Annotated in this window: 28 protein-coding genes; 3 read left to right on the top strand and 25 right to left on the bottom strand. The window is 58.9% G+C overall.

The window, feature by feature from the left end; genetic code table 11:
• Positions 1–18: 18 nt before the first annotated feature.
• The 13 genes from accC to aroQ all read right to left on the bottom strand — a co-directional run bounded on the left by accC (position 19) and on the right by aroQ (position 9152).
• A complete protein-coding gene (gene accC, locus G463_RS0101925; RefSeq protein ID WP_026973849.1) occupies positions 19–1362 on the bottom strand; it encodes an acetyl-CoA carboxylase biotin carboxylase subunit in 1344 nt (447 codons plus the stop codon).
• A gap of 17 nt (positions 1363–1379) precedes the next feature.
• On the bottom strand, positions 1380–1892 hold the full coding sequence (gene accB, locus G463_RS0101920) for an acetyl-CoA carboxylase biotin carboxyl carrier protein (RefSeq protein ID WP_026973848.1): 513 nt from the start codon (positions 1890–1892) through the stop codon (positions 1380–1382).
• A 162-nt stretch (positions 1893–2054) separates the two neighbouring features.
• Entirely contained in the window at positions 2055–2657 is a 603-nt protein-coding gene (locus G463_RS0101915) for a SpoIIIAH-like family protein (protein ID WP_026973847.1), read from the bottom strand.
• A 21-nt stretch (positions 2658–2678) separates the two neighbouring features.
• Positions 2679–3251, bottom strand: a complete 573-nt coding sequence (locus tag G463_RS18175) for a hypothetical protein (protein WP_051321803.1) — start codon at positions 3249–3251, stop codon at positions 2679–2681.
• 1 nt (position 3252) lies between these two features.
• Entirely contained in the window at positions 3253–3783 is a 531-nt protein-coding gene (gene spoIIIAF, locus G463_RS0101905; RefSeq protein WP_026973846.1) for a stage III sporulation protein AF, read from the bottom strand.
• On the bottom strand, positions 3780–5006 hold the full coding sequence (gene spoIIIAE / locus G463_RS0101900) for a stage III sporulation protein AE (protein ID WP_026973845.1): 1227 nt from the start codon (positions 5004–5006) through the stop codon (positions 3780–3782). Before spoIIIAE ends, spoIIIAF begins: the two co-directional genes overlap by 4 nt.
• An 11-nt stretch (positions 5007–5017) precedes the next feature.
• Positions 5018–5404: a stage III sporulation protein AD gene (gene spoIIIAD, locus G463_RS0101895; protein ID WP_026973844.1), complete on the bottom strand. Its 387-nt coding sequence runs from the start codon at positions 5402–5404 to the stop codon at positions 5018–5020.
• A gap of 10 nt (positions 5405–5414) precedes the next feature.
• A complete protein-coding gene (gene spoIIIAC, locus G463_RS0101890) occupies positions 5415–5621 on the bottom strand; it encodes a stage III sporulation protein AC (protein ID WP_026973843.1) in 207 nt (68 codons plus the stop codon).
• Positions 5622–5661: 40 nt separating this feature from the next.
• Positions 5662–6177, bottom strand: a complete 516-nt coding sequence (locus G463_RS0101885) for a hypothetical protein (protein WP_026973842.1) — start codon at positions 6175–6177, stop codon at positions 5662–5664.
• Between the two features lies 1 nt (position 6178).
• Positions 6179–7195, bottom strand: coding sequence for a stage III sporulation protein AA (gene spoIIIAA, locus G463_RS0101880; protein ID WP_051321802.1), 1017 nt, complete (start codon positions 7193–7195; stop codon positions 6179–6181).
• A gap of 312 nt (positions 7196–7507) precedes the next feature.
• The gene (locus G463_RS0101870) at positions 7508–7780 is read right to left on the bottom strand and encodes a YqhV family protein (protein WP_026973840.1); all 273 of its coding nucleotides are present in this window, start codon (positions 7778–7780) and stop codon (positions 7508–7510) included.
• A 161-nt stretch (positions 7781–7941) separates the two neighbouring features.
• Entirely contained in the window at positions 7942–8499 is a 558-nt protein-coding gene (gene efp / locus G463_RS0101865; RefSeq protein ID WP_026973839.1) for an elongation factor P, read from the bottom strand.
• Between the two features lie 161 nt (positions 8500–8660).
• A complete protein-coding gene (gene aroQ / locus G463_RS0101860; RefSeq protein ID WP_051321801.1) occupies positions 8661–9152 on the bottom strand; it encodes a type II 3-dehydroquinate dehydratase in 492 nt (163 codons plus the stop codon).
• A gap of 86 nt (positions 9153–9238) precedes the next feature.
• Between aroQ and G463_RS18170 the strand changes: the two genes are divergently transcribed.
• Complete coding sequence (locus tag G463_RS18170; RefSeq protein WP_051321800.1) at positions 9239–9859, top strand: histidine phosphatase family protein; 621 nt, start codon at positions 9239–9241, stop codon at positions 9857–9859.
• A 7-nt stretch (positions 9860–9866) separates the two neighbouring features.
• On the opposite strand, the gene gcvPB is transcribed toward G463_RS18170, so the two are convergent.
• Genes gcvPB through gcvT form a run of 3 tightly spaced genes read right to left on the bottom strand, consistent with a single transcriptional unit; the run spans position 9867 to position 13843 of the window.
• The gene (gene gcvPB / locus G463_RS0101850) at positions 9867–11348 is read right to left on the bottom strand and encodes an aminomethyl-transferring glycine dehydrogenase subunit GcvPB (RefSeq protein WP_026973837.1); all 1482 of its coding nucleotides are present in this window, start codon (positions 11346–11348) and stop codon (positions 9867–9869) included.
• Positions 11345–12691, bottom strand: coding sequence for an aminomethyl-transferring glycine dehydrogenase subunit GcvPA (gene gcvPA / locus G463_RS0101845; protein ID WP_026973836.1), 1347 nt, complete (start codon positions 12689–12691; stop codon positions 11345–11347). Before gcvPA ends, gcvPB begins: the two co-directional genes overlap by 4 nt.
• 27 nt (positions 12692–12718) lie before the next feature.
• Positions 12719–13843: a glycine cleavage system aminomethyltransferase GcvT gene (gene gcvT, locus G463_RS0101840; protein ID WP_026973835.1), complete on the bottom strand. Its 1125-nt coding sequence runs from the start codon at positions 13841–13843 to the stop codon at positions 12719–12721.
• A 152-nt stretch (positions 13844–13995) separates the two neighbouring features.
• On the opposite strand from gcvT, the gene G463_RS18165 reads away from it, so the two are divergent.
• On the top strand, positions 13996–15675 hold the full coding sequence (locus G463_RS18165; RefSeq protein WP_084171133.1) for a DEAD/DEAH box helicase: 1680 nt from the start codon (positions 13996–13998) through the stop codon (positions 15673–15675).
• Complete coding sequence (locus G463_RS0101830; protein ID WP_026973834.1) at positions 15672–16637, top strand: YqhG family protein; 966 nt, start codon at positions 15672–15674, stop codon at positions 16635–16637. The genes G463_RS18165 and G463_RS0101830 overlap by 4 nt, the downstream gene beginning before the upstream one ends.
• Here G463_RS0101830 and zapE read toward each other — a convergent pair.
• The 9 genes from zapE to G463_RS18150 are packed head-to-tail and all read right to left on the bottom strand — an operon-like array spanning position 16604 to position 22168.
• The gene (zapE, locus tag G463_RS0101825) at positions 16604–17536 is read right to left on the bottom strand and encodes an AFG1/ZapE family ATPase (RefSeq protein WP_245575652.1); all 933 of its coding nucleotides are present in this window, start codon (positions 17534–17536) and stop codon (positions 16604–16606) included. The two genes, G463_RS0101830 and zapE, sit on opposite strands and share 34 nt — an antisense overlap.
• Positions 17537–17572: 36 nt before the next feature.
• Positions 17573–18106, bottom strand: coding sequence for a shikimate kinase (locus G463_RS18160; protein ID WP_156900047.1), 534 nt, complete (start codon positions 18104–18106; stop codon positions 17573–17575).
• A 34-nt stretch (positions 18107–18140) separates the two neighbouring features.
• The gene (gene comGG / locus G463_RS0101815; protein ID WP_026973832.1) at positions 18141–18557 is read right to left on the bottom strand and encodes a competence type IV pilus minor pilin ComGG; all 417 of its coding nucleotides are present in this window, start codon (positions 18555–18557) and stop codon (positions 18141–18143) included.
• Positions 18547–19068 carry a type II secretion system protein gene (locus G463_RS0101810; protein WP_156900046.1) on the bottom strand — a complete coding sequence of 174 codons (522 nt, stop codon included), beginning with the start codon at positions 19066–19068 and terminating at the stop codon, positions 18547–18549. Before G463_RS0101810 ends, comGG begins: the two co-directional genes overlap by 11 nt.
• On the bottom strand, positions 18998–19303 hold the full coding sequence (locus G463_RS0101805; RefSeq protein WP_026973830.1) for a hypothetical protein: 306 nt from the start codon (positions 19301–19303) through the stop codon (positions 18998–19000). Before G463_RS0101805 ends, G463_RS0101810 begins: the two co-directional genes overlap by 71 nt.
• Positions 19300–19773, bottom strand: coding sequence for a hypothetical protein (locus tag G463_RS0101800; RefSeq protein WP_026973829.1), 474 nt, complete (start codon positions 19771–19773; stop codon positions 19300–19302). The genes G463_RS0101805 and G463_RS0101800 overlap by 4 nt, the downstream gene beginning before the upstream one ends.
• Complete coding sequence (locus G463_RS18155; protein ID WP_051321798.1) at positions 19745–20113, bottom strand: competence type IV pilus major pilin ComGC; 369 nt, start codon at positions 20111–20113, stop codon at positions 19745–19747. Before G463_RS18155 ends, G463_RS0101800 begins: the two co-directional genes overlap by 29 nt.
• 2 nt (positions 20114–20115) lie before the next feature.
• Positions 20116–21186: a type II secretion system F family protein gene (locus tag G463_RS0101790; RefSeq protein ID WP_169725402.1), complete on the bottom strand. Its 1071-nt coding sequence runs from the start codon at positions 21184–21186 to the stop codon at positions 20116–20118.
• Positions 21092–22168, bottom strand: coding sequence for a GspE/PulE family protein (locus G463_RS18150; protein WP_051321797.1), 1077 nt, complete (start codon positions 22166–22168; stop codon positions 21092–21094). The genes G463_RS0101790 and G463_RS18150 overlap by 95 nt, the downstream gene beginning before the upstream one ends.
• Positions 22169–22232 lie beyond the last annotated feature (64 nt).

Below are 22232 nucleotides of genomic sequence, written 5' to 3'. Positions count from 1 at the left end.
CGGGGTTCCGCACGCACGCTACATAATTTTATGTTCTTCCAAGAACCTGGTACTGACGTCACCTGCCCGGAACTGCTCATGGCGCAAGAGATTGATGTGGAAGGGAATGGTCGTCTTCACGCCTTCAATCCGGAATTCGGACAAGGCCCTCAGCATCCGGTCAATCGCCTGCTGACGCGTGGGTGCCCATACAATCAATTTCGCAATCATGGAATCGTAGGTCGGCGGCACCCTGTAGCCGGGATACGCGGCGCTGTCCACACGCACGCCGATGCCACCCGGTGGCAGATACTCGGTAATGGTGCCCGGCGACGGCATGAAGTTGCGCTCCGGATCCTCGGCGTTGATACGGCACTCAATCGCGTGTCCACGCAGTTCCACGTCCTCCTGTTTCACGGACAAGGGCTCGCCGGCAGCTGCCAGAATCTGTTCGCGCACCAGATCTACGCTGGTCACCCATTCGGTGACAGGGTGTTCAACCTGGATGCGCGTATTCATCTCCATAAAGTAGAACTGTCCATCGGGCGCATAAATGAACTCGATGGTGCCCGCGCCGACGTAATTGACAGCTCGCGCAGCAGCCACCGCGGCTTCGCCCATCGCCCGCCTCGTTTCCTCCGGAAGCACCGGACACGGCGCTTCCTCCACCAGCTTCTGCAACCGGCGCTGAACGGAACAATCGCGTTCTCCCAAGTGGATGACGTTGCCGTGCCGATCCGCCAACACCTGGATTTCCACATGGCGCATGCGCTCAATATACTTTTCTAGGTAAACGCCCGCGTTGCCAAAGGCGGTTTCCGCCTCCCGCTGCGCGGTGGTCACAGCTTGTCGGAGCGACTCCGGATCGTGAACGACGCGAATACCCTTTCCGCCACCTCCGGCGGTTGCCTTGATAATGACCGGGTACCCAATGCGCTCCGCGACCGCGACCGCTTCCTCCACGTCACCGATCAAGCCGTCGCTGCCTGGAACCGTGGGGACGCCCGCCTTCTTCATGGTCTCCTTCGCGACCGCCTTGTCTCCCATGGTCACAATCGCTTCAGGACTCGGGCCAATGAACGTGATGCCACAGGCTTCGCAGACTTCTGCAAAGTCACTGTTCTCCGCCAGAAAACCATAACCGGGATGAATGGCGTCCACACCGGCCAGCGTGGCCACCGTCATGATGCTTGGGATATGCAGATAACTCTGTTTGCTTGGCGCGGGGCCAATGCAGTACGCTTCGTCGGCCAACTGCACGTGCAGGGCATGTTTGTCCGCCTCCGAATACACCGCCACCGTCTCGATGCCGAGTTCCCGGCAGGCGCGAATGACCCGCACCGCTATTTCGCCGCGGTTCGCAATCAGTACACGCTGAAACATGTTCCGTCTCGGTCTCCTCATGCCAGTTTGATTTTAAACAGCGGCTGGCCGTATTCGACGAGCTGCCCGTTCTCGACGAGAATGTCCACCACTTCCCCGGTGACCTCAGCTTCGATTTCATTCATCAATTTCATGGCCTCGACGATGCATACGACGGTTTTCGGATTGACTTTTGTACCGCGTTCCACAAACGGTGCCGCATCAGGAGCGGGAGCGCGATAAAACGTCCCGACCATCGGCGCGGTGACGATATGTACATTCTCGTCAACCGCTGATTCAGCCGGATTGGCAGCCGGTGCCACGGAGGCTGCGGTAGCGGAGACCGCAGGAGCCGGCACCGCCGCAGGTGCCACTGCCACTGGAGCCGGTTGCGCCGCGGGCAGGACAGGCGCAGACGTCACAACCGCGGGCGCGTCCACCCCCGGTTTCTTCAAATACAGCTTCATATCATCCAATTCCAAAGTGATTTCAGACAAAGAGGTTTCATCCAATAGCCGAATGAGTTCACGAATTTCACCGATTTTCAACACCAGACAAGCTCACTCCTCAGGGAGAGTCGAATTCACTTGTCCTAGTATATCACATCGAATTTTGCCACCGCCATGATGCCCTCTTTGTCCCCATCACCCACACCATCGGCGAGCGCCCCGCCGGAATGCACCGACCGGGGCGCAGATTGGAGGTCCCGGGGCTCACGCCTTCGGCGTGATGCTCACATTGATGGCCGGGACGTTCAATTGCTGGCTCACCACTTGAATGAGATCCACCGCCTGGTCTGCCGTCAGCTTGTCGGTCTTCACGTACACGGTGAACTTGGTGTAGTTGCTGTTCGGCACAATGACGCAATCCTTGTATCCCTTGCCCACAATCATGTCGTGCGCATTATCGAGGCCGCCGTCCAAATTGGTCAACTGCGTCAATTGCTTCTGTGCATCACTCAACTGCTGAGGCGTCGAGTTGTTGTTCGTGATCACCTTGTTGAGCGCATCCATCTTCTGTTCAATCTGCTGCTGCAGTTGCGTTTGCGTACTCACGTACCAGTCCGTGGAATTCTCCGATGTCGTCGTGTCCGTCCCGCTGCTCGGCTTGGAGGCCGAAGTTCCCGTGGATTCGGACGACGAGGACGAAGTGGTGTTATCGTTGCCCGCCGTGGCGGGCTCCACCGGCACGCTCACGCTCGTGGACTTGGTGCTGTCTGTTCCCGTTCCCGGTTCGTTGTTCATGGTGTAGTAACCAATCAACATCAAGGAGAGCACCATCATGGTTGATAGCCAGACCGTTTGCCGTTTTACCACTTGTACACGCCTCCCAATCTTTTACGAATTGCTCTGTTTCGGCTCTACGCTAATTTTATATGCGGGCACGTCCAACACATTACTCACGGCGTTGACGATTTCCGATTTTGCCACGAAAAAGTCGTCCGCATTGACCACCACCAACACGCCGCGCACCTGCGGCATCAGGGTCTCTTCCACGTACGGCGTGCGACTGCCATCGGGATTGGTCTGCGTGAAAATCTCCTGATTGACCGTCGTTGACGAGGTCGCCCCGTTTGCACCAGACTGTTTGGTCTCCTGCGTGTTGGTCGCCACCTTCACGCTGTTGGTGGTATCCAGCGTGACCATCACGTCCACCTGATGAATCCCGGCAATCTGACCGAGCATCTCCTCGAGCCGCTTGTCGTACATGGCCTCATATGACGCAACACTCTGCGATCCGGACGCCGTGTCGGACGCCTGCTCGCTCGGCGTGTTGCCGCCAGCGTTCTGCGCAGCGACAGTGGGCGTGGTAGCACGTGGTTTCCAGAACGATCCCAACAGCAGACAGACAACGCCGAGCACAGCCAGCACCAACAGCCATTTGTTTTTGAGCAAAATCCTCCAGTCCATCCTACTCCCCTCCCTGTCTCACGGACACCTGGACATGGTCGCTCGGAATCTCGAGCTCGGACGAAATCCAGTCGCGGATGGCGGAGCCCTTTGCGGTGTCCGCAGCAGCCAGTTCCACCTGCACGGTCGCGTCTCCGTCGTCGGTGAGGTCGGTGACCACAACCCGGGTCTCCGGATTGCAGGAAAATCGCGTTCGCAGCTGAGCCTGCAGATCTGACTGAAGCATCCCGATGGCTTCTGTGTGCTGTTCCGATTGAATGCGGTCGCGCAATGCCGCCTCGCTTGCGGAAGCAGCGGCAACCCCGCTGCTGCTGTCCGAGAACACCTGATTGGTCATGTACTGCGCCACCTTGTCCGCCCAGTTCTGCTGAAATAATGGAGCGATGGGCTGCAGCATCACAGCGATGATGGCCAATCCCATCACCGTCTTCACGTATTTCTGCATCGACTTGGAGGGCAGCAGCAGATCCGCGAAAACCGCAAGCAGAACCACTAAAATCAGTTGCTTCAGCCATTCCCCGAGTGCAGTCATGCCATCACCACCGCCAGATTTGCAGAGGCCAACAGGATGCAGATGGCGAGGAAGAACATCAATGCGACGGCGGCCACACTCGCGAACACCAGGATCAAACTTTTGCTCAACGCCCCAAGACAGCGAACCATCGGTGTTTCTCCAAGCGGCTGCATGAGCGCCGCACTTCCGTTATAGATGAACGCCAGCGCCAGGATCTTCAACGCAGGAAACAGCGCGAGGCAGGCAATCACAATCAATCCCGCGATGCCGACCGCGTTTTTTACCAGTAGGGAGGCGCTGACCACCGTTTCCGCCGCGTCCGACAACGCCCCGCCAATGACGGGCACCAGTGTCTTTGCGGAGAATTTCGCGACCCGTAAAGCCACGCCGTCCGCTATGCCTTTCCCGAGTCCCTGCACTGACGTAACCCCGATGAATGCGCTCAGCGACAACCCCAGCACCACCACGCTGCCCGTACGGATCAAACCGGCAAGCCGCGTCAATTGATAACGAGGCGAGAGGGCGCTGACGATGTCCAACACGGCCGCGAAAAACACCAACGGAAATACCACCAGAAACACGACGTTGCTGATGAGGTGAACGGAGAACACCAGCATGGGTTGAAAGAACGCTGCCGACGCCAAGGCCCCTGACGCCGCCAGCAGCGTCACGACCAGCGGAACGGTGGATAGCATGAAGTCGTTCATCGACTGAATGGCGTGGCGGGCATACCCGATGGCCTCCGTGAACGATCCGATGGCCAACGCCATCAGGACCAAAAAAATCATCGCGTAGGCGACCTGACTGACCGCCTGTTGTTCAAAGGCGGATTGCAGCGACTCAAGCATGGCGGCGAGTACGGACAGGACTAGAATGCCGCCGAGCAACTGCGCATTGTCAAACACTTCAGAGAAAAAATACCGAAGCAGGCCGTTGGCCAAACCGGACGGGTTGATGCCCCCGCTGTGCAGTACGGCGTGCACCAGATCCTGTCCGGAGACGTCCGGCAAATACCCCCCGTACTGAGTCTGTAGGCTTTGCCAATACTGCTGCAGAAATTGGGTGGGCAGCGACTCCAACTGGTCTTCCGCCGTTTTCTGCACATCGGTGGCCGAGTTCGCTGTGGTCCCGGCATCTGCCGCGACGGGCGGCGCGTTCGCATCCGCCAACGCCGCCCCGTGGGTCATGAAAAGCATGGACAGGACCGCGGCCAGGGTCAAGACGAACGGTTTCCATAACACGGTGTTCCCTCCTACGGCAGCAGGTGAACCAGCGACTCAATCACGCCCGTGATGATGGGCAGGGCCAGAATGACGATGCCAACTTTTCCCGCGAGCTCAATTTTTCCGGCCAGCGCACCTTCCTGCGCATCGCGCGCAACCTGCGCTGCAAACTCGACAATGTACGCGATGCCGATGATCTTGAGGACGGTGGAGAGAAAACTGTGGTCGACCTTGGCCGCAGTGGCCAGATCGCTCAGCGATTGTATGACCGACCGCATGCTGTCCACCACGCTGAGCAACAGCACGATGCCCGCGAGCATGCCCACCATCATCGCGAACTGCGGCGCGCGCGGTCGCAATACGGCCACGAGTACCGTCGCGGTCAAACCGACTCCGACCAATTGGAGTATGTGCAAGGCGCATCACCTACTGACTGAGAAAGAACACCTGTTGAATTTCGCGGTAGAGCTGATCCACGTAACCGATGACAATCATAAAGACGGCCACGAATCCCACAAACGTGGTCCAGTGCGCAAACTCTTCTTTCCCGCTCTGCTTCAAAATGGTGTGGAGAATAGCGACCAAAAAGCCAATTCCCGCAATCTGAAAAACGGCCCGAATCTCTGGAGACATGGCCACTCCTCCTGTTGCCCGTCCGGGGCCGGGCGGCGGATTAATAAAGCAAGACCACCAACAAGAGACCGGTCAACACGCCCACATACTGCCAGAGGCGTTCTTGGTGGCGTTGGGCCTGGGCAGCCTCGCGCTCGAGCTGCGTGAGATGGAGGATGCACGCTTGAATCTGCCGTGTTTGGTGCTGCCTGTCTGACAATCCAAGGGTCAATCCCAATTCGCGCAGCACCTCCACGTCGGTCGCCCGCAACGCGGTCTTTGGCTGACACGTGGCTACGGCCTGCGCCAGCGCGTCCGCTGGAGAACACGCCGGATCATCGAGGTGGTGCAGCATGTCGCCGAACAGCGTGTCGGCAGGCGGCTGGGATCTGGCCACCACCCGCCGCAGCGCCTGCGGCAGTGGAGCGGCATTGAAGTCCACCTCCGCTTCCAGCACGCGCAGCGCGTGAATCAAGGCGCGCAGATGCCGCGGGCGCTGCCGAAACTCCCGAGCCACGCGAAAGCCGACCGCAGTGCAGGACATGAGAAGCAACCCTGCTCCAACCGCCCGGAGCATGTTACCCCCTCCCATTCGTGGACGAGCGGTGCAACTGGCGACCGAGTTCGTCATGGACAGACTCCACCGTCCCCGGCCCCCGCCTGCGGCTGAGCACCACGTACCTGGTAAACGCCCCCGCGTCGAACAACCGACGCATTTCCGGTCGGCGGCGCCACTCCTCCAGCGAGTCGGCGTGGGCGGTCGCTGCCACGGCAACCCCCGCGTGCGTGGCCTCCAGCACGACGTCGCAATCCTCGGATCGTCCAATCTCGTCGGTTGCCACCACATCCGGCGACAAGCTCCGAATCGCCATCAGCATGCCCTCCGCTTTCGGGCAACCGTCGAGGACGTCCGTGCGAGGGCCGAGCCGAAATTGAGGCACGCCAGACCAGGTGCCGGAAATCTCGGATCGTTCGTCAATCACGGCCACTTTGAAACCGCGTCGCCGCCCCGCCACTTCCGCTTCACTGTAGGCGCGAACCAAATCGCGCAGCAGGGTGGTTTTTCCACACTGAGGAGGAGAGATCAATAGAACGTTGTGCGGCCGTTGCGTGCTCGGATTCAACACATATGCGTGCAATTTCCGGGAGGCGCCGACGCGCTCCCGTGCCACGCGAATGTTCAGCGCATGGACGTCGCGAATGGTGCGTACGTGTCCCTGCTCGGTCAACACCACTCGCCCCGCGACACCGATGCGGTGTCCACCCGGCATGGTGACGAAGCCTCGGCGCAGTTCCTCCTCCACCGCGTACAGGGAAGCCTGGGTGACCGCCTGGAGAACGCGTTGCACGTGCTCTTCCGTGGCCACCAGTGCATCGGACGGTAGTTCGGTGAGCCCCGAGTCTCGGTGCAAAAAGCCGTTCAAGTCCATCCCGCAAATTTGTATGGGCTGTCCAATGCGCAGGCGGATCTCTTCCACCCGTCGCGTGACATCCACGGGCCAACTGCGAAGGTTTTCGAGCAGGTCCCGCGGCAAGACGGACGAAACCTGCAGCCACCCCGCATCCGCCGGGGTGAAAAGGTCATTCTGTGCCAAGGGTTTTGTCCACCTCCTGGTTATTCCATGTATATGGACAAGTGATGGATGGTATGACTGGGGCCGGAACAAACGCGAGGAACCATGCATTGAATATAGGAGTGGCAAGCGAGGAGGGAAGGACAGCGTGGACCTTTCGTTGATGATTCGATGGATTGTGGTATTCCTGGTGATTTTCATTCTGCTCATGTTCTTCGTCTTCAGCTTCTTCAAGAAGCAGTCCAGAACATCCTGACGATGCGCCGACAACGAGGATGGGGCAGACGGCCGCCCGGCCGTCTCCATTGGTTCCGCTGATGGCGCCGCTGCCTATCATCCCTTTGCACCGAATAGGATGCAGCCGACGCCAATAACAATCCACACAATGCGCCCCCAACTGATTTGATCCGCCATGCCAAGCACACCGAGCATCGTCACGGTGACAAGCACCAATGGTCCCACCATCGCCAGCGCCGCATTCACCTGCAACGCGCGGGCGGCGGTTCCGAAATACAGCATCATCAGTGCTCCCGACATCTCCAGGAGGCTGGACACCATGCGCAGTCCGGCCATCCCGTACACCACTCTTTCCACGCCATGCAGCATGGGCATCCTCTCCCCTCGCTTGTCCTATATGCGCGTATGGACAAAAGCAGACCCATCGACACATCCGGCGAGCAGATCGCCGTTACATGCAAAAAGACCCTTGGCAAATTGCCAAGGGTCTTCACTGAGGCGCCCACAGCCGCGCCGATGGCAGGGCCGGATCAAGCCCGGGAGACGTAGTTTCCGGTGCGGGTGTCAATCACCAGCACGTCGCCTTCATTCACAAAGAAGGGGACCTGCAAGGTGTACCCCGTTTCCACGGTGGCCGGCTTGCTTCCGCCCGTCGCGGTATCGCCCCGGATGCCGGGCTCCGTCTGAATGACCTTCAGTTCAACGGTGTTCGGCAGGTCAATGCCGATGGACTGCCCCTCGTGCATGACAATATAGCAGTTCATGTTTTCTTTCAGGAAATTCAATTCGTACTCCAACTGCGACTTGTTAATGCTGATTTGTTCGTACGTCTCCGTGTCCATAAATGTATAGTTTTCCCCGTCGTTGTACAGGTACTGCATTTCGCGCGTCTCGATGCGTGCGCGGGGAACCTTTTCACCAGCGCGGAACGTCTGTTCTTTCACGGCACCGGTCTTGACATTTTTCAACTTTGTGCGAACAAAGGCAGCGCCTTTACCAGGTTTCACATGCATAAATTCGATGACGCGGTAAATGCCGCCATCGACTTCAATGGTAGTACCAGTGCGGAAATCGTTGCTTGAGATCACGACATACCCTCCTGTATCATTCGTACCACTTCCTGTCCCACCGCCAACATCGACGCAGAGACAAAAGCATCCGTCACTTATTCCAAGTGCCCATCATAATAAAAGCATGCCCAACTGGGAAACGCAAGGGTTGCTTCCAGGCTCCGCGCGGAAACGCACAGTCATTCACCCGGCTTGCGAAGCAACGCCTCGGCGGCCAATGCATAACCGAGTGTACCCAGGCCCACAATTTGACCGGTCACCACAGGCGCCAGTACCAATTGGTGCCGAAATGCTTCCCGCCGATGAACATTGGAGATATGTACTTCGATGGTCGGACGATTCACGTCTGCGAGGCAATCCCGCAGGCTGTAACCGTAGTGCGCCAACGCCCCTGGATTGATGATGATGCCAAGCGCGCCGGGGCCGTCCGCCTGCAGCCGATCAATCAACGCGCCTTCCGAATTCGACTGAAACGCGCGCACACCGACACCATGTCTGGTCGCGACCGCTTCCACCCGGCGGACCACATCATCGAGCGTTTCCGTCCCGTAAATCTCGGGTTCGCGCAATCCCAATCGGTTCAGGTTCGGTCCATTCAACAACAGCAGGTATTGCGAAAAGGTCACGTCGAGCCCCCCCGTCCCCTTGCGTCTGGGTAAAATCGGTGACATTGTAACACAGACACTGATATACTGAAACCACCCACAGCCCTGGCTGCCAAAGCACTTGCCATCTGGGCACGAGGAGGGATTCGCCCTTGGAACTGTGGTTGGTTCGGCACGGCCAGACCGATTGGAACCTGGAGCGCCGGATTCAGGGCTGGCGCAACGTGCCACTGAACGAGGCCGGTGCTGAACAGGCAAGGGCCCTTGCAGAGCGCTTGGTGGACACTCATTTCGACGGGCTGTACAGCAGTGATCTGGACCGCGCGAGGCAAACCGCTGAGATTCTGCACACCGTGATGGACTGCCCGCTTCACATTGAACCGCTGTTGAGGGAACGTCGATTCGGTCCACGAGAAACCACACTGCGAGCGGACGCCGACGCCTGCACGCCGCACCGACCCGCTCACGATTATCCCCCCATCGACACCACACAGATGGATGAAGAGGAGCCTGACGTTTTCGCCGCCCGCGTACAGCGGTTTCTCACCAAGATGACACAGTTGCACCAGACCGGACGGATACTTGCCGTCACGCACGGAGGCTTCATTCGCGCGGCCATCTCAGTCACCGGTCTTCCGACCTCCGCAGCGATCCACAATCTGGGTACGACCAAACTTCGCTGGCACGCCAACGCCTGGATCCTGCTCGAGATGGACGAATTTTGGGCCGGAGAAACGCGGACGGAAGCCCTGGAGAGCGATCCGCCCACGTGACAAAGCCTTATCCCACCTGGTTGGTGTCCGCCGGCCGATACCGGAGAATCGGCGACCGAGCGGCTTTGGTCTCATCCAATCGACCGACCACGGTCCGATGTGGCGCAGTCTGGACATACTCCGGCGTGGACTCGGCCTCGCGGGCAATCTGCAGCAGGATGTCCGCAAACTCGTCCAACGTCTCCAGACTCTCGCACTCCGTGGGTTCAATCATCAGACATTCCTCCACAATCAACGGAAAGTAAATGGTCGGAGGATGAACACCGAAGTCCAACAAGCGCTTCGCGATGTCGAGTGTCTTGACGCCGAGCTTTTTCTGCCTCCTGCCCGACAGTACGAACTCGTGCTTGCAAATCCGGTCGAACGGGAGATCGAACGCTTCCTGCAAACGCCGCATGAGATAGTTGGCGGATAAGACGGCGTGCTCCGACACGCGTTTCAAGCCATCGGGTCCCATCGTGCGGATGTAGGCGTATGCGCGGACCAAAATGCCGAAATTCCCGTAGAACCCCTTCACTTTCCCGATGGACAACGGACGATCCCAGTTCCAGTCCAGCACCCCGTCCTCTCCCCGCACCAAGACGGGCTTCGGCAGGAACGGCTCGAGGAATTGCTTGACCCCCACCGGGCCTGCACCTGGCCCACCGCCGCCATGCGGAGTGGAGAATGTTTTGTGCAGATTGAGGTGTACCACGTCAAAGCCCATGTCTCCCGGTCGAGCATAGCCGAGAATCGCATTCATATTGGCGCCGTCGTAATACAGAAGTCCCCCCGCCTGGTGCACAATGTCGGCAATCTCGACAATCTGGGTCTCGAACAGCCCGAGCGTGCTCGGGTTGGTCAGCATCAGCGCCGCGGTATCGGGCCCCACCACGCTTCGCAGGGCCTCTAGGTCGACACTGCCATCTTCGTTGGACGGGATGGTGACCGCCTTCAGACCGGCCATCGTCACCGATGCAGGATTGGTTCCGTGCGCACTGTCGGGAACAATCACCTTATCCCGGTGCTCGCCTCTCTGCCGATGATACGCAGAAATCATCATCAATCCAGTCCATTCCCCCTGCGCCCCGGCGGCAGGCTGCAAACTGACCGCGTCCATGCCGGTGATCTCCGCGAGATCCTGCTGCAGTTGATACATCAACTCGAGCGCGCCCTGCGTGGTCGACGAAGGTTGAAGGGGGTGCAGTTGCGAAAATCCTTCCAAAGATGCCGCCCGTTCGTTCCGTTTCGGATTGTACTTCATCGTACAGGAACCCAGCGGATAGAAGCCGGAATCCACGCCGTGATTACGCGTGGACAAGGCGGTGAAATGACGCACCACGTCGACTTCGCTCAACTCTGGAAGCAGGGGATCTTGGGTTCTGACCCATTCAGCCACCTCGTCGAGGGACGTTTCCGGGACATCCAAGTCCGGCAGCGTGTAGGCACGGCGGCCGGGCGCACCCAATTCAAAAATCAGCGGTTGATCTCCTTCTCGTTGCAGGCTCATAGCAGTCCCTCCAATTCCGCTGCGGCTTCATCCAACTCTTCTTTGGTCCGCACTTCCGTGACCGTCAACAGAACGCAGTCCTTCAACTCCGGATAGTAGGTCTCCAGATTCAGACCAAAGAAATAGCCGCGGTTCAGCATCTCCTCTTGAATCCGTTCGAGGTGGGGGACCCGGACGACGAACTCATTGAAGAACGGCTGCGCAAACGGCGCCTCCACCCCTGGCAGGGCGGTCAGTTTCGATTGGAAATAATGTGCTTTGTGATAATTTTGCAAAGCCAGTTCCCGCATTCCCTTCGGTCCGAGATAGGACAGGAACACGGTGGCCGCCAGGGCATTCAATGCCTGATTGCTGCAGATGTTGGACGAGGCCTTCTCACGCCGAATATGCTGTTCTCGGGCCTGCAGCGTCAGAACAAACCCACGGCGTCCCTTCGCGTCAGTGGTCTGACCGACAATCCGTCCCGGCAGCTTACGCATCAAATCTTGACGCGCTGCCATCATGCCCAGATACGGTCCGCCATACGACAGGCTGTTGCCGAGGGACTGACCTTCCGCCACCACGATGTCAGCACCGAGCACCCCGGGAGACTCCAGCAATCCGAGGGCAATCGGATATGCACTGACCACAAACAGAGCGCCCGCAGCGTGGGCCAGGTCCGCCATGCTACGCAAATCCTCCATGTTGCCAAAGAAGTTTGGATATTGAACCAGTACGCCCGCAGTGGTCGAATCCAAAATCTGCGCCAAACCGTCCACCGTCACCACACCGCGGTCAAACGGAACCTCGACCACCTCCAGCGACTGACCTTTGGCGTACGTCTCAATCACCGCCCGATACTCGGGGTGAACGGTGGACAGCACGACCAATTTGTTGCGGCGCGTGTGCGCACAGCACACCAATCCGGCTTCGGCAAGCGCCGTGGGCCCATCGTACATGGATGCGTTGGCCAAATCCATACCCGTCAGTTCCGACACCATGGTCTGGTATTCGAAGATGGCTTGCAGCATACCCTGGCTGATCTCGGGTTGATAGGGCGTGTAAGACGTGTAGAATTCGGATCGTCCGACGATGGCGTCAATCACACTCGGACGATAATGCTGATAGCTGCCGGCGCCTAGAAAATTGACCACCTGCCCGGCGTGCATGTTGCGCCCGGCCAGGCGAAGCATGTGCCGCTCCAGAGTCAGCTCTGCCATCGCAGGCGGAAGCTGCAATGGCCGATTCATCCGAACGGCATCCGGAATGTCGGAAAACAATTCGTCTGTATCCGAGATGTGCAGAAACTCCAACATCTTGCGCCGGTCTTCCGACGTGTGTGGAATGTAGCTGAATGTACTCACCGCGTGCTGCCCCCTCGTCTCAGTTCTTTATGATTGCGGTGATGCGGGGTTTTCCCCGGCGGATCGTTTGTAGAACGGCGTTTTGACGACCTTCGCAGCCACTTGTTTCCCGCGAATGTCGACCGCCAGCTCCGTGCCCACGGAACCAAGATCAGCCTCCACCAGAACCAGGCCGATGGGCATCTTCAGCGTGGGTGACATCGTACCCGAGGTGACCTGTCCGACGGTGCGGCCCTGGTGCAGCACCGAATACCCTTGGCGCGGAATTCCCCGCCCGTCGAGCACAATGCCCGCGACCCTGCGACGAAGCCCGTGCAACTTCTGTGATTGCAGGGCCGACTTGCCGACGAAATCCCCCTTGTCCAATTTCACGAATGCACCGAGTCCCGCTTCCAGCGGAGAAATGTCCTCCGTCAACTCGTGCCCGTACAGCGGCAGACGCGCCTCCAAGCGAAGCGTATCACGCGCCCCGAGACCGCACGGAACCAGACCATCCGGCTCGCCCAGCGACAACAGTTCCGCCCACACGTCCGCGGCGTCCTCTGGACGCAGGTACAGTTCGAATCCATCCTCCCCCGTGTAACCCGTGCGAGAGACCAGCGCTGATGCATTGCACACGCGGCTCTGCACAAAACGATAGTACTTCAATGCGGACAGATCTGCAGGTGTTACTTTTTGCAAAATTCGTTCCGACAGGGGACCCTGCAGCGCCAGCAGCGCTGTGGCATCCGAGCGATTGTCCAGGGACACGGAGAATCCGTCCGCGTGGTGCTGCAGCCACGTCCAGTCTTTTTCGATGTTTCCGGCGTTGACGACCACCATGTACGAATCCGACGTCAGGCAGTACACCAGAACGTCGTCGACGCAGCCGCCCCTCTCATTGGCCAGCGGCGAATACATCGCCATCCCGGACTCGAGACGAGACAGATCATTGGTCAGCATGTACTGCAGGAACGCACGGGCATCCCGGCCCGTCACCAAAAATTCTCCCATGTGCGACACATCGAACAGTCCGGCCCTCTGCCGCACGCTGTCGTGCTCAAATAAAATACTCGAGAACTGGACAGGCATGTCCCAGCCCCCGAATTCCACCGTTTTGGCCCCATACTGCTTGTACAGCGGATACAGTGGTGTCTTTCTCAGTTCGGCCATCCGCACAGTCCCCTTCCCGCCTGCGCCAACTCATTCCCATGTAAGATTTATCGGATTTTGTCCATACTACGGACGCATCGCGAAAATCCGAGAACTCGTTGGAGGTATGCGCAGTGAATCTGTCCCTCTCCAAATCCACAGCCCCCGCTGCCATGCCGCCCGTGGTGTGGCACGGCCAAGAGGTGCAAGCTGCGTTTACAGCATACCTAGAAAAAGCGGACGTTGGCAACCAGGCGGCATGGACGCTGTTCGGCTTAAACGTCACGGCCACAAAGGCGCGACTGGCGCGCGACTTTGACGAACTGCTGGTGCTGGAGCATATTCGCGGGTTCACGCCACTGCCTCACCAGGTGGAAACCGCTCGCCGGGTGATGCAGGAACTCCACGGACGCGCCATCCTGGCGGACGAGGTGGGTCTCGGCAAAACCATTGAAGCCGGCCTCATCATGAAGGAATATTTGCTCCGTGGACTCGCGAGAAAAATTCTCGTCCTCGTCCCTGCGTCTTTGGTTCTTCAATGGACGCGTGAGCTGAATGACAAGTTCCGGATTCCCGCGTATGCCCAGCGCAATGAATGGAACTGGACACAGGCGGATGTCGTGGTGGGCTCGCTGGACACCGCCAAGCGTGAGCCGCATCGATCCGCCGTCCTTGAGGTGGAGTGGGATCTCGTGGTGGTTGACGAAGCCCACAAGTTGAAAAACAACCGCACAAAGAACTGGCAGATGGTGAACCAAATCCCGAACAAGTACATGCTTCTGTTGACAGCCACTCCGATGCAGAATGACCTGAAGGAACTGCACACTCTCATCACTCTGCTCAGACCCGGACACCTCGGCAGCCGCCAGGAGTTTGCATCGCAGCACATGGCCAACGCCCGCCAGCCACGTGATGCAAAGGAACTGAAATCGCAGCTCGGCCACGTGATGATACGCAATCGGCGGAGGGACGGGGCAACCAATTTACCGAAGCGGCACGTGACAGCCGTTCCCCTCGAACTCAGTCCCGCGGAGCGCAAACTGTACGACGCGGTTCAGCAGTTTTTGAAACAGGAATACGACGAACGCACCGCTCTGCGGCGGTCGGTCCTGCCGCTCATCACGCTTCAACGGGAGATTTGTTCCTCCCCGTATGCGGCGATGCACACGTTGGAGAGAATGGGAAAGCGCGCGACCTCCGAGTCGCTGCGTCAACGCATCGCAGAACTCATGACCTTGGCCCAGCAGGTCACAACGTATACGAAGGTGGACAAAGTCCTCGAGATGATTGCGTCGCTGGACGACAAGTGTATTGTGTTCACAGAGTATCGCGCGACGCAGGAGCTCCTGCTCTACATGCTCCGCAAACGCGGCGTGTCCGCTGTGCCGTTTCGCGGTGGATTCAAACGCGGGAAGAAAGACTGGATGAAGGACCTGTTCGCGTCCAAAATGAAGGTTCTCGTCGCCACCGAATCCGGCGGAGAAGGTATTAATTTGCAGTTTTGTCACCACATGATTAACTTTGATCTCCCCTGGAATCCCATGCGCCTTGAACAGAGAATTGGACGAATCCACCGATTGGGGCAGGAGCGGGAGGTCCACATTTACAACCTAGCCACCAGAGATACCATTGAAGCTCACATTGTACATCTGCTTCAGGAAAAGATTCGCATGTTTGAAATGGTGATTGGCGAACTGGATTACATTGTTGACGATCCCAAGCTATCCAGCAAATTGGAGGAAAAAATTCTCGAATGGTCGATGACGAGTGAATCCAATGGAGAATTGGTTGCAAAATTGGAACAGTACGGTGATGAATGGCTGCAGCAAGTGAAGGAGTCGACGACACGATGAACCCTGTGCCCCTTCGAACCAAGGACGAACGCCTCAGGTTTTGCGACGCCTATTTCAAGGCTGTCGGTGCGCCGGTGGTCCGAGCGCTGGGCAATGATTATCGCGAGTATCAGCTGCCGCGGGAGGTGGACAAAGAACTGACGGATAGACCGTACTACTGGATGTGGGTCGAAAAAACCAACCAGGATGTCCCGCTGACCGTTCTGCGCTGTGCGTTCAGCGACGAAGCGCTCGAGCAAGCGAATCGCCGGCTGCGGGAGGCCGCTCTGGACGAAGCCGAGCAGCGCGGCATGACGGAGCTCGAACGCAGATTCTTTCGCCCACCTACGGCGGAACTGATCACATTCGGCTGCTTCCGACTCGACAAAATCTACACCTCTCTGGAGAAGCGTGGACGCTTTGCGTGTGTTGCGCCGGAGAGTTGGAACGGAGCGCAGCCGCTGATCCCGTGGTTTCTGATGAATGCGATCGTCTCATTTCGTTGCGACCGGGTGGAACAGCGCTTTTGGTCCATCGCTGTCTGTCTTCACAACGGACAGGTGGTGTTCGGATTTTACGACATGATACAAAACATCCGGATGCAGCCAGTGGCTCCGTCGGCCCTGCTGTCCCATTCGAGCGCCGCACTGGGAATCGAACAGGCGTGTGCGACGGCGTGCTCCGCCATCCTTACCGCACTGGAGCGTCAATCGCACGAATGGGCCGACACCGCGCGCCGACGACTCGACGAAGAGATTTCCCAAATTGAACTGTACTACCGAAGTATCTTACCGGACGCTCCGGACGACGAAAAACCGGTGATAGAAGCAGAGCGACACCGAAAAATTCGCGAACGCACCGAGCAGATTGGTCCGCGCATAGAAATCGACATCCGACAAATGGCCCTTGTCGGCCTCACAGAGCGTCGATCTTCTCCTCCATCCGAAGGTCACGACAGGGATTCCAGATTCCGCAACCGGTAATCCTCTCCGTCCATTTTCACGTGCTTTGCCATTTCCATGATTCGGCTCCGCAGCGGCCCAACGGAATCCAACAAATCGGCGCCGTTGCGACGATAGATTTCCGGCACCGCGTAGTTGCTCGTGAACCACGTGGGAAGCTTGCTGTGGAACCGGTGATTGATGATTCGAAACAGCTTCTCCAACGTGAACTCATTCGCGCGCTCCTGTGCGAATTCATCGATGGCAAGCACGGGGGCCGTGGCGTACGCTTCGAGCAGCGGATCGAGATCTCCACTGTCGGCAATAATGCTGCGCATCTTGTCGAAGATGGAGTCAGAGCGAACAAACAGACACGGGATGCCGCGTTCATGCAATCGATTGACAACCGCCAGCATAAGGTGCGTCTTGCCCACACCCGGCGGGCCAAACAGGTACACGCCTTTGACCGCTTGTCCAACTTCAAACCGATTGGCGAAGTCCTCCGCATACTTCATCAACGCGGGGTACTTTCTCCGCTGTTCCACGGGAAAGTTGGAGAATCGAAACGCCTTATCGTGCGGCAGCGCGCCCGATATCTTTAACCACCGCTCGAGGCGGCGGCGCGATAAATCGTTGAGATACGGCTGACAGCGGCGGACTCCCACACTCAGACGTCCGCCGTAGGACTCGAGCGCCTGTTCGAATCCCTGCATGTCGCCCTCTTTGCCGCACGTTGCGAAACCGGTGCAGCGGGCGCAGATGCGCGCTTGGCGCAAATATTCCATCAGCATGAGGCGATTTTGTTCAATCACCTCATCGCGAATTTGCCATTCGTCCAATTCGGGAATCCGCTCGCGGAAATACGCAGCGTCAGGCACAGGAGTCTGTTCAGGCAGGCGACGAGCCAGCCCGCCCTGCAGCAAATTCTTGATGTGTTGCACAATATCCCCCCTGAGCGCCTGTTTGACCGGTTCTGGTCACGCGTTTTGCAAACGTGTAACCCATTCAACCACAGCAGCCGCCGTTTCATCAATGGACTGATCATCCACCACGATGCGCAGTCGACTACACGCCTCATACCAGGGTCGGCGCACATCACCCAACTTGGTTAACGTCCCCAGTGGATCAGCATTCTCCAGCAAGGGTCGACGCGGGCCGTCTCGCTGCACACGACGGAGCAACGTCGCGGGGCTGGCATCCAGCCATACGGTCAACCACCTCGATTGAAGCAAAGCCCGGTTGCCGGGATTTCCAACGACCCCCCCACCGGTCGAGAGAACATATCTCTGGTCGCTGGCTTCCTCGGTCAACTGCCGAAGCCCCTTCGCTTCCCACTGTCGAAACGCGGCTTCCCCGTCATCTTTAAATAACTTCCAAATCGGCTTCCCCGAATGGGCTTCGACCCATTCGTCCAGGTCGACATACTGCGCCTGCATGGCGACAGCCACAGCGCGGCCGACCGTACTTTTGCCAACACCCATCATGCCCACCAGGGCAATGCTTTGCCGCACTTCGGTCACACTCCCGTTCCTTCATCCTACCACATTATCCGGCGTCGTTGTCGACAGGCGTCGGCAGGTTCTCCTGCCACTGGGTAACGCGTTTCTGCTGGCTGTCGAATCGAAACGTTACGACCTCGGTGGCATCCGACGAGCGCGCCTGCACTGTCACTGTCCACACCGATCCCGTTTTCACAGCGCTCGTCGTCACCACGCCCTGGTAGAAAGACAACGTGGCGGGCCCCACGCTGTTCTGACCCGCTTCCAACTGTGCCAATACCGCCCGGGCGTGTCCGAACGCCAACCAATAGACCGTTTGATGAGCCTGCGCCATTTGAGCGATCCGTTCGCGATAGGAGACGACGGTAAACCATCCGGCTGTGAACAGGGCGACCAACAGCAGCGCGGACAGTGTCACCAAGAGCGCTTGTCCCGCGTCCCGCGCTCTGTCGTCAGTTCTCATCATTGCCCCCCTCACCCAGAGACATGTCGACCTCCGTCGTCGACCCGTCTGTGAACTCCACCGTGGCTATGAGCAGCCTTGGCTGACGGTCCAGGTTCCAGCGGGCCACATTGGTCGCCACGACCCACGTGCCAGCCCCATTCACCCCGGTCCGCACCAGTTCGTGCAGCGCATTCACGGCGTATCGGTAGGACGCCCCGTCCGCCCGCACGATAGTCAACGTGGTCCCCGCGACAGTCACCGCCATCGCAGCGTGACCGTCAGTCACCAGCATGCGTTCCATGCTGCGGTGCATGGCGTACACCTCACCCTCCGTACGGGCGGACGCGAGCCCCATCCAAACCGACAGCAGCCACGGCATCACCACGGCAACGAGCACACCGCAAGCGCACAGACTGACGATGGTCTCCAGCAGCGTAAATCCCGGATCTCCCTTCCCATCACGGAGATACCCCAGGAATGAAGAGCGTCTGCTCCGTGTCGTCCACCGCCACCAGAATCCAGGTTCCATCGGGACTTTGCGACACCTCCACTTGGCAAGCCGTTGCATCTGGACAACGGACGGGCTGCCCATCTTCGCCCGCCACCACCCGTTCCGCAGTGTTCTCCGCAACCACCGATGCACGCTCGACGGCTTGGACGACCGTTATCGCCTTCGCCATCATACAGATGAGCTCCGCTTCGGTCCCGCAACCGATAGCGAGGATCCACAGGGCCGCGACCACTTCCAGGAGATTCACGGTCACTCCGCCCCTTCCTGCAGGCCGGAGCCCTGATACAAGTGAATGACCGCCTGGTCCCACGCGGACTCCAGTTGCACCACGCCTCCGACCTCACAGGAGCCATCCGGTGCATATCGCACATTGCCTGTATTCAACTGCAAATACCCGTCATGATACTGGATGCCTTCAGGAAATTGGAATCTTTGCATCAGCGTGGGACCCAGGTACATCGAAGCCATGGGCGTGTATACAGAAAAGCGAAAATTGGCGTCCTTGGCCTTCGTGACGGCCAACTGTTGGCACCAGCGCATCCCCCAGACCACGTTGTCCCGCGTGTACTGCAGTGCCGCCGCGCCGAACGCCCGTTCACTCAGCCCAATGGTCCCCACCAACAGCAACCCGGCGAGGGCGACGTTTATACACACCTCGAGGAGTGTGAACCCACAATCTGTCCCGCTCCGCGCTTCACTGGGCCCCCAGCTCGCCGTGCACATCACAGCTGACCTCCACATCATCCCCATTTTCAGTAATGACGTAATGGCCGCCTGACGGTTCTTGCGGTACGGATTGCAAAAGCTTGTCCTGCACGAGCTCGGACAACTGCTCCTCCGCCGTACCGGACGGATACGCGTGATGGAGCAGGTAATATTCAGAAAGCGCGGCGCGAATCATCCGTTGGTTCTGTTCGCACGCTTTGCTCTCCGCCTGCTGGCCGATGCCAAGGAGGTGCGGAGTGACAATGGCCGCCATCACCGCCACGATGAACACCGCCACCACCAGTTCCACCAACGTAAACCCACCATCTTTGCCCAACCATCGACGCGTCTTCCGCATGACTACACACTCCCTTTGGATAGAGTTGTTAGCGCATCGTACATCGGGAGAAACAACATCGCCATGGCCCCCGCCACCAATCCTCCGACCAACAGCAGCAATACGGGCTCCGCAACCCGGACCATCCGTTGTACGCGCTGCAGCCAGTGCGTCTCGTACACACGGCTCGCCCGCAGCAATCCATCCGCCAATTCTCCGGTTTGTTCGGCGGTTGCCAGCACCGTGGTGAACAGGCCATCGGACAGACTGGGAATCGCCTCGCTCAAGCGCCGCCCTTCCAAAATGGCGTCGTGTCCATCCCGGCACATGCGCTGCGCCCAACGAGGAAACGGAGGCTGTCCCAGCACCGCCAGTGCATCCACAATTGGAATGCCTCCTGCCGTCAGACTGCCGAGCCAAACACTGACCAAACCCAGTCGGTACATGCGAACCGAGTGCAGATGTGACAGCCAATGCTCCACGCGCGCACTGCAGCGGGTCAGGAGCCCCGCTGTGCAACCCACTACGCCGCCGCCAAAAATCAATGCCCACACGCCAATCACCAAGCAATGTCCCGCCGTGAACCACCATTCGCCGGACAATCCGGGCCGAATGCCGAGTTGGGTATAGAGTTGGCGGAACGTTGGCATCACCGTTCCAACGAGAAACGTGAGCAGTCCCGCCGCAACCAGCACCAACAGCGTCGGATACGCGCAGACCTTCACGGTCGCCCGCAGCCAGGATTGCCGTTGTTGCCGCAGCCGCTGCCATGTGCGGAGGGCGTCGGTGACGGAACCGGTGAACCGCCCCTGCGTGAGGAATACCCGGTACAGCGTCGGCAATCGGTGCGGCCAGACTTCCGACATCCATCTCCCTTGTTCCAAAGCGGTTCGGGCATCCCGGAGGTACCGTTTGCATTCCTTGGACAGCGGCATGTCCGAGGCATACAGCAGTGCGTCGCCAAGGGGCAGGCCAGCGTCCAGCAGCGGAATCAGCACGTCACACACGTTGGACAGCACAGCCTCCATACGCGCCTGGCCAATCCATCGTCGAAGGCGATGCGTCCCCGTGGCCCCAATCCTCCTTGTCAGCACCTGCATCCGCCCCCTCTCCGGCTGTAACGTTTTCCAAGTGCTCTCGCACCTCCCACCACGACGCCTCCGATCCGAGCCATTTCGCGATCTGTCCCTCTATGCGTAATGTGTGGAAGACTGGACTCCGTCTCTGGGTTTGGCGTTCACCGGAAGAATGGGGGAACGCCTGGTGAACCACACCCACGGTCACCTCCGCCAACGCACTTCGCGACACTCCGAGATCCGCCAACCGGGCGAAGGCCCCCACAGGATCTTTCGCATGCGTGGTGGACAGCACCAGGTGTCCGGTGAGCGCGGCACGGACAGCGGCCGACGCGGTGGCTCCGTCGCGAATCTCGCCAATCATGAGCACGTCCGGATCGTGCCGGAGAACCGCGCGGACACCCACGTCAAAAGTAATGCCCACGCTTTCTCGCACCTGCACCTGCTGGCAGTCCTCCAGCGAACGCTCGACCGGATCCTCAATGCACACGACCTTCCGGCCACAGCGAGCGATATCGGTGACCATCGCGTACAGTGTGGTGGTCTTGCCGGAGTTGGTCGGTCCCACGACCAAAATGAGGCCGGATGGCTGCGTCAGCATCTGCCGCACCATGCGCGCCTGTGGAGCGGTCATCCCGAGCGCCGAAAAATCGAGCGGTGCCTTGTACTGGGTGAACAGCCGCATCACCGCAGCTTCCCCGTGAATGGTGGGCAGCGTGGACACGCGCACGTCGCACTCGGCCGTATCCGACTCCCAATGAAACGCCCCATCCTGAGGAACGCGCGAGTCCGCAATGTCCATCCGTGCCAGCGCCTTGATTCGACGAACCACGTCCGCCCCAAATTGTTCCGTGCGCGTATACGTTGTCAATTCGCCCTGTCTCCGAAACTTGACAACGAGCTGAGTTCCCGCTGTGTACAGGTGGATGTCGGAACAATCCCGGATCAACGCGTCATCCAGCATCTTCTGCAAAAAAAGGACCACCGAAAGTTCCTCCACTGGCCATCCCTCCATGGGAAGGGAAATTCGTGAGAAACGTTCGGCGGCCTGTTTGCTGAACCAC

This window comes from Alicyclobacillus contaminans DSM 17975 (assembly GCF_000429525.1).
In the GTDB taxonomy this organism is placed as follows: Bacteria; Bacillota; Bacilli; order Alicyclobacillales; family Alicyclobacillaceae; genus Alicyclobacillus_A; species Alicyclobacillus_A contaminans.
This window is presented reverse-complemented; position numbering and strand designations above follow the sequence as displayed.